Below are 7,502 nucleotides of genomic sequence, written 5' to 3' on the forward strand. Positions count from 1 at the left end.
TGTTGCGAGCATAGGCACCAAAGACAGCAGGCTCAGCCGCGGCAGCTCCATCGGATCGCCTGCCGCAGAGTGCCTAAGAATTTTTCAACAATCAGGAGCGAGCCTCGCGGCTCGAATGTTCATGAACAACAGACATATAGCTCGCCTTAAAGGCAGTGCCACGCCGTCCCGGCAACATCTGCTAGACCGACAGAAGAAGCATCTGCAGTTTGCCGAACTCAAGATCTCCGCCGGCGATCGCATTGGCGCGGAAAATGACCTCCAGCACGCCGAACACTTCTTTCGCAGCGCTGCCGAACAGAAAGACGCCAATCGACCATGAACGCGACGATGACAGCCGGCCTCCGCGGCGGCGATCCCGAAAAAGCCTGGCTCAAGATCCTCTCCGGCTATCGAAAGCCCGTCGTGAGCCGAAGCCTCTATGAGCTGGCCGTAACCCTTATTCCGTTTGTCGTCCTTTGGGCGGCGGCCTGGGCTGCCATTCATTTCAATTACTGGATTGGCCTAATCCTGGTGCTGCCCGCGGCCGGTTTCCTTCTGCGGCTCTTCATGCTGCAACATGACTGCGGGCACGGCTCCTTGTTCGCCCGGCGGCGATGGGACGATTGGACCGGGCGCGCTCTCGGCGTCCTGACGCTCACACCTTACGATTACTGGCGCCGGGCCCATGCCGAACATCATGCCTCGGCGGGTAATCTCGATGAGCGCGGCGTGGGCGACATCACCACCTTGACGGTGGCTGAATACCGCGCGCTGACGCCTCGCGGAAAACTCGGCTACCGCCTGTATCGCCATCCTCTCGTCATGTTCGGCGTCGGTCCCGCCTTCCTTTTTCTCATCAAGCAAAGATTGCCGTTCGGCATGATGCGGTCGGGCGCGTTGCCGTGGATTTCCACGATGGCGACCAACGCCGTCGTCGCGGCACTCGCTGTCCTGCTTGTCTGGGCTGTCGGTATCGTTCCCTTCCTGCTGATCCATCTGCCGATCGTGCTGCTTGCCGGATCGGCAGGCGTTTGGCTTTTTTACGTTCAACACCAGTTCGAAGATACGCACTGGTCAAGGCCGCCGGAGTGGGCGTTCCCGCATGCCGCCATGCATGGCGCCTCGCACTACGATCTACCTCGGCCGCTGCGATGGATGACTGGCAATATCGGCATGCACCACGTCCATCATCTGTCGAGCCGGGTACCGTTCTACAGGTTGCCGGAGGTGCTGCGCGATTACCCGGAACTTGCAGATATTGGACGGATCAGCCTTCGCGAAAGCCTTGGCTGCGTCAAACTCGTTCTCTGGGACGAAGCTGCGCAACGGTTGATTTCGTTGCGTGAGGCCGAAGAGGGGATTTATCAGCGAGCGCCTTCCGCCGATCCGGCCCACATCAATCAAAAGGACATCATCATGGACAAATTGCAGGAATTTGCAGCCAGCGCGAATGGCGATCGATGGCTGCTCGAAAAAGACGCGGCCAGCGGGAAAAGCTTTGTTCTCCACAAAGCCAATCTGCCCTCGGGCGGCCATGAAACACGAACGCCCGTGGAGACCTTTTTAGCCCGGGAGCCCTTTACACCTGAACGAGATGCTTTGCTTGCACTCCTCGGTACTGACGGCAAACCGGAAGCGAGCGGCGAGCGCGACGACGAAAAAACGCCGTCCTTGAAATTGGCTGAAGAATATCTGCGGCTCGGCGGACGCCGCCGCGCGAAGGTCGATGACAATATCGTCAGCACCCGAAAGTGGGAGGACGAGCCCGCTGAGGCGGAAGCATTCTGGAAAGAGAATATCGAGACGATGGATGACAAGCAACGCCAGGAGGTCGAAGTCCACCTTCCCTCGATGAGCGACGATTGACGCCAGGGCCAGGGCCTGCGTGCGCCCTTTGTAACGCAGCGATAAGGAATTGTTCATGACGGAAAGAAAAACCGATCCGACAAGCGATGCGGCACGCAGCGATCCCAAAACCGCTGACGAAAACCGCGAAAAATTAAAGAAGCAAGCCGAGCAGCAAATGCGAAAGGCCGCCGACCGTTTGGGCAACGAGAAAGATGGCTGATCGTGGCGAAGCGACGTGAAACCAACGCGCTGGCCGCCGAATGCCGCGGCCGTAAAATCTTCGGACAATAAACACAGTTCAGGCGCGCGCGATTGAAACGGGCGGGAATAGTCATCGGGTGGCCCTTGCGATGAGGGAGTTCCGACACAATCCCAAAGAAATTCGCTTCTGACGTTTTCCTTTAAAGTCGTATGGAACTCGCCGGGCTGCGCCGGGTTAGCGAGCACCGCAATGGCGGAGCCAATCAGGAGCACTCCGATGACCCTACCCACTTCCACTCATCTCCACCACGATACGGTCCATACGCTCGATCCCTCGGCCACGGCCGCGTTGAACCAGGTCTCGTGGGGCGCGATCTTCGCCGGAGTCGTCATCGCACTCGCGATCCAGTTCCTCCTCAATCTGCTCGGGGTCGGCATCGGCGCAGCAGTTCTCGATCCGGCCACCTCCGACAATCTGGAAGCAACGACGTTTTCGATCGCCGGAGGCCTCTGGTTCGTGGTTGCCGGTATCGTCGCGGCTTTCGTGGGAGGCTATTTCGCCAGCCGACTTTCTGGTCGCCCCAGCAAATCGACCGGTGGCTATCACGGCGTGACGACTTGGGCGGTCACGACTCTCGTCGTTCTCTACATGCTGACGACCTCCGTCGGCGCTCTGATCGGCGGCGCGTTCAACGGGCTGTCCAGCGTTATCGGCGGCGTAGGGCAGACCGCCGCGACGGCGGCAATGACCGCAGCACCTTCGCTCGCGAGCGCCACCGATCCCATGGCCGGCATCGAACGTCAGATCCGAGGCTCGACGGGAAGCGATCCGAAGGCGCTTCAGGATGCGGCAGTCTCGGCCGTACAGGCGGCCATGACTGGAGATCAGGCAACGGCTGAAGATGCGAGAACGCGCGCCGCTGACGCGATCTCGCGGGCACAGGGCATTCCGGTCGACCAAGCGCGCACCCAGGTCGAACAATACGAAAAGACTTACCGCGAGAACATGGCGGCAGCGAAGCAACAGGCGGTCAACGCAGCCGAGGTCGCAGCCACGACGGTCTCGACGGGTGCCATCCTCGGGTTCCTAGCCCTCGCACTTGGTGCGGCTGCATCATGGTTCGGAGGAGTGGCAGGTACAAAGCGCGCTGTCCTCACGATGGAGACATCCGGCCGCCGGTCTGTCTGACCGCCATACCTGGGCACTGGCCCCAGTATCGTCGTCGCGACACTCACTCGCGACATAAGGAGGAAGTAAATGCGCTTTATACCTACGCTCGTGCATGGCGTGATCGACTATATCGTGGGTATCGTCGTCATCGCGCTGCCGTTTGTGCTGGGCCTCCAAGGCGCCACGAGGATGACGTTGGTTGCCTTGGGGGTCATTGCCATTCTCTATAGCCTGATCACGGACTACGAACTTGGCGCGGTCAGATACCTTCGAGTTCGTTTCCACTTGCTGCTGGACATCGTGTTTGCCGTCGCGATGCTGGCCTTGCCATCACTCCTCGATTTCCCGCCGGACCTCCGGTGGCCCAACTATCTCATCGGCGTAGCCGCGCTCGTCCTCGTGGCGACCACGGAAATCCGTGCGACCGGGACAGCCGAACACAACGACAACAAGGAGATCATCCAATGAAAGCTCTCTGCTGGCACGGCAAAGGCGATATCCGCTGCGATAGCGTTCCGGAACCGACGATTGAGGACGGCCGGGACGTCATTATCAAGATGACCGCCTGTGCGATCTGCGGATCCGACCTCCACCTCATGGACGGATACATCCCCTTCATGGAAAAGGGCGACATCCTCGGCCACGAATTCATGGGCGAAGTGGTCGAAGTCGGCCGCGACAACAAGAAGCTGAAGGTTGGAGACCGGGTTGTCGTGCCGTTCACCATCTGCTGCGGTGAGTGCCAGCAATGCCTCAAGGGCAACTGGTCTGTCTGCGAAAGGACCAACCGCAACGCCGACAACGCGACGAAAGCTTTCGGTTATCCGACAGCGGGCCTGTTCGGATATTCTCACCTTACCGGAGCCTATGCCGGCGGCCAGGCGGAGTATGTCCGCGTGCCCTATGCCGACGTCTCGCCGATCGTCATTCCGAACGGCATGAGCGACGAACAGGCGCTGTTTCTCGGCGACATCTTCCCAACGGGCTGGATGGCGGCTGCCAACTGTGAGATCGAGCCTTCCGACATCGTCGCAATCTGGGGCTGCGGCCCCGTTGGCCAGTTCTGCATCAAGAGCGCACTGATGCAGGGCGCGGCCCGTGTCATCGCGATCGACAACGTACCGGAGCGCCTCGCGCTGGCGCAGCAGGCCGGCGCGGAGATCATCAATTTCGACGACGAGGATGCGACCATTCCCGACCGGATTAAGGAAATGACGGGCGGTCACGGTGCCGACAAATGCATCGATGCTGTTGGCGCAGAGTCCCATGCCACCGCGTCTTTCGACGCCGTCATCGACAAGGTCAAGGCAGCTACACTGCTGGGCACGGACCGGCCACACGCCTTGCGCGCCGCGATCATGGCTTGCCGCCCCGGCGGGATCGTCTCGGTTCCGGGCGTCTATGGCGGATTTCTCGACAAGATCCCGTTTGGCGCGGCGATGAACAAGGGCCTGACCATCCGAACCGGCCAGACTCATGTCAACCGGTACTCGCTCGACCTCCTGCGCCGCATCGAAGAGGGCGAGATCGACCCGAGCTTCATCATTACCCACCGGGCAAAGCTCGAGGACGGGCCCGCCCTCTACGAAACCTTCCGCGACAAGAAGGACAACTGCATCAAGGTGGTGCTGACCGCATGATTAGACGTGATGATGTATGACTGCCTTGTGATCGGCGGCGGGCCAGCCGGTCTGACCGCCGCCATCTACCTGGCGCGCTTCCACTTGACCGTGCTCGTCCTGGATCACGGTCAAGGCCGCGCTGCGTCCATCCCCATCACGCACAACCACGCCGGTTATCCAGAAGGCATAGCCGGGCGCGATCTCGTGCGACAGATGCAGCTCCAGGCCGAACGCTATGGCGCAAAGTTTCGGGCCGCCGAGGTGACCTCCCTGGAAAGGAATGGGGACGGTTTCATTGCAATGGCGGATGGCGAATCCGTCGAGGCGCGCGCCGTGTTGCTCGCCACCGGCGTTATCAACCATCGGCTACCTATGCCGGACGACCTCCACACGGAGGCTCTGGAGAAAGGCTTGATCCGGTACTGCCCCATCTGCGACGGTTTTGAGATCACCGACAAGAATGTCGGCGTTGTCGGTAGCGGCGAACGAGCCTTGAACGAAGCGCTGTTCCTGCGGAGCTTTACCTCCCGAGTCAGCATGATATCACCTCGAGATACTCACGACCTGAGCCGGGAGCAGTTGGCCACGCTGGCGCGGCATGGAATCGAAGTTTTCTCAGGTCCGATCACCGGAATCGAGTTGAAGGAAAAACGAATTACCGTCGGCCTGCCTGCGGCATCTATGACGTTCGAGACGATTTACCCGGCAATGGGATCCGATATCCGGTCGGAGCTTGGAGGAGCACTCGGCGCCAAGCGAACGCAGGTCGGATGCGTCGAGGTCGACCGACATCAGAGGACAACCGTCGCCGGGCTGTATGCGGCTGGTGATGTCGTGCTGGGGCTGGATCAGATCAGCAGTGCCATGGGTCAGGCCTCGGTTGCCGCGACGACGATCCGAAACGATCTTTGCGAAAAGCGGATCATGCTGCGAACCTAAAAAAGACACCGCTGGGCTGAGTTCTCGAAGACTTAACGCAGGCGGCATCCTCAGGGAACCATAGTGTCTGCGGGAGGTTACCTCTCGTAACCGAGGAAACCCCAATATGAGAAATTTGTCTAAAGCGCTGTCCGCAGCGACCTTGGCTGTGGCGATCAGCCTCACGTCAATGACCACAGCATTTGCTGTTCCGTTGCCTGTCGCAAAACCTGACCAGGCAAACCGCCAAGTCGAGGAAGTACAGTTTCGCCGGGATCGCGACATGCGCGATCGCCGCGAATATCGCCGCCAGGGCTACTACAATGGACAACGTGGCTATCGTGACCGCAGGCCGGGCTATCGTCGCCACTCGGACGGTTTCTGGTATCCGTTAGCCGCGTTCGGTGCGGCAGCAATTATTGGCGGGGCAATTGCGAACCAGCCGCGCTCCAATGGTGGCGCATCAAGCCATGTTCAGTGGTGCGCAAATCGCTATCAGTCATACCGCGCTTCGGACAATTCCTACGTCCCGCGCGCCGGCGTTCGGGCGCAATGCGTTTCGCCAAACTGATCCAAGCACCGCTGCTTAGCTATCCGAGCTCGTCCTGTTCAGCAGGGCCGGCTTCCCTCGCCGTTCTTGCGGAACTATTCGGACCCTATCGTGTTCGTCGCCCGCAACAAGGAGTACCGACATGAAAAAGATCATCATTACCGCAGCCGTCATCCTCGCGGCGTCCGCTTCGGCATTCGCCCAGTCGACGGCGGAAAGCACCGGCGCCAATTCCTTGATCGGCAGGGCACCTTCGACAGAGGATTTCGTCATGCAGGCATCCGCTAGCGACATGTTCGAAATCGAATCGAGCAAGCTTGCAGTGCAGAAAGGCGACGAGCAGACCAAAGTTTTCGCTCAGCAGATGATTACCGATCACGAGAAGACGAGTGCTGAGATGAAGGCAATGCTCGCCGGTGGCAAAGTCAAGGGAACTCCGGTAACAGCGCTGACGGAAGATCTTAAGGAAGAGGTCGATGGCCTGGCCAAGCTTTCTGGCAACGAGTTCAAAGAGGAATATTTCGACGATCAGGTCGACGCGCACGAGGACGCGGTGGATCTCTTTAAGCGCTATGCTGAAGGTGGCGAAAATCCGGAACTGAAGGCCTGGGCTGCAAAGACACTGCCGGCGCTCGAGCATCATTACAAGATGGCTCAGGATTTGGAAAAGTAGCAGTTAAAAGTCGTCCGCCTCAAGTCCGGCTGACCGACGCCACCCGCTACTTCATATGCTCCGCCCATGGTGACCACGGATGTACTGGCACAGGTTAGGGCGAGAAGGGAAGGTCCGTGCGATACAGTTCGCCCGGCCTGCAGCCCGGGTGCCCAACCCCCGTAATCCTGAGCGCTCGGCCTTTTGGAACGCGGGCAATACGTCCAAGCTCCATGGGTGCAAAGCCGCCGCGCTACGTGGCTGAAACCGTTACTCGTCGACCCGCATATGATCTACGAATTTTCGGCACAACAGACATGTCAGGGCCGCTGCCACTTCGAAGCGGCCCGAACATGATTTGAACCTATCTATTCAAGGGAATAGCATGTCGCAGACTATCGTAAATTAGCGTGGTCTAGCGTGCTGTAGAGTGGTTGCGGGGGCAGGATTTGAACCTGCGGCCTTCAGGTTATGAGCCTGACGAGCTACCGGGCTGCTCCACCCCGCGCCATCTGGGTAAGCCGCTGTGCGGCTTATCCGGTTTGCGCAAACCTCTAT

At 59.6% G+C, this 7,502-nt stretch carries 8 protein-coding genes, 1 tRNA gene and 1 pseudogene; 9 read left to right on the forward strand and 1 reads right to left on the reverse strand.

Annotated features, from left to right (window positions below; genetic code table 11):
* Window positions 1–79 precede the first annotated feature (79 nt).
* The 9 genes and pseudogenes from DMO26_RS31180 to DMO26_RS31215 all read left to right on the forward strand — a co-directional run bounded on the left by DMO26_RS31180 (window position 80) and on the right by DMO26_RS31215 (window position 6,965).
* Window positions 80–322: a DUF4167 domain-containing protein gene (locus DMO26_RS31180; protein ID WP_264319380.1), complete on the forward strand. Its 243-nt coding sequence runs from the start codon at window positions 80–82 to the stop codon at window positions 320–322.
* Window positions 319–1,332 (forward strand): annotated as a pseudogene (locus DMO26_RS31185) (fatty acid desaturase); the annotation flags it as partial. The gene DMO26_RS31180 and the pseudogene DMO26_RS31185, both read left to right, overlap by 4 nt.
* 571 nt (window positions 1,333–1,903) lie before the next feature.
* Complete coding sequence (locus tag DMO26_RS33980) at window positions 1,904–2,050, forward strand: hypothetical protein (RefSeq protein ID WP_162895138.1); 147 nt, start codon at window positions 1,904–1,906, stop codon at window positions 2,048–2,050.
* A gap of 258 nt (window positions 2,051–2,308) precedes the next feature.
* Entirely contained in the window at window positions 2,309–3,220 is a 912-nt protein-coding gene (locus DMO26_RS31190) for a PhnA-like protein (RefSeq protein ID WP_117196194.1), read from the forward strand.
* Between the two features lie 69 nt (window positions 3,221–3,289).
* Complete coding sequence (locus DMO26_RS31195) at window positions 3,290–3,670, forward strand: SPW repeat domain-containing protein (RefSeq protein WP_117196195.1); 381 nt, start codon at window positions 3,290–3,292, stop codon at window positions 3,668–3,670.
* Window positions 3,667–4,842, forward strand: a complete 1,176-nt coding sequence (locus DMO26_RS31200; protein WP_117196196.1) for a zinc-dependent alcohol dehydrogenase — start codon at window positions 3,667–3,669, stop codon at window positions 4,840–4,842. Before DMO26_RS31195 ends, DMO26_RS31200 begins: the two co-directional genes overlap by 4 nt.
* Before the next feature lie 9 nt (window positions 4,843–4,851).
* Complete coding sequence (locus DMO26_RS31205; RefSeq protein ID WP_226951481.1) at window positions 4,852–5,763, forward strand: NAD(P)/FAD-dependent oxidoreductase; 912 nt, start codon at window positions 4,852–4,854, stop codon at window positions 5,761–5,763.
* 106 nt (window positions 5,764–5,869) lie between these two features.
* A complete protein-coding gene (locus DMO26_RS31210) occupies window positions 5,870–6,313 on the forward strand; it encodes a BA14K family protein (RefSeq protein WP_117196197.1) in 444 nt (147 codons plus the stop codon).
* 121 nt (window positions 6,314–6,434) lie between these two features.
* Window positions 6,435–6,965 carry a DUF4142 domain-containing protein gene (locus DMO26_RS31215; RefSeq protein ID WP_117196198.1) on the forward strand — a complete coding sequence of 177 codons (531 nt, stop codon included), beginning with the start codon at window positions 6,435–6,437 and terminating at the stop codon, window positions 6,963–6,965.
* A 410-nt stretch (window positions 6,966–7,375) separates the two neighbouring features.
* On the opposite strand, the gene DMO26_RS31220 is transcribed toward DMO26_RS31215, so the two are convergent.
* Window positions 7,376–7,452: transfer RNA gene (locus DMO26_RS31220), tRNA-Met, on the reverse strand.
* Window positions 7,453–7,502 lie beyond the last annotated feature (50 nt).

It is taken from the genome of Rhizobium terrae (genome assembly GCF_003425685.1).
Lineage (GTDB): Bacteria > Pseudomonadota > Alphaproteobacteria > Rhizobiales > Rhizobiaceae > Neorhizobium > Neorhizobium terrae.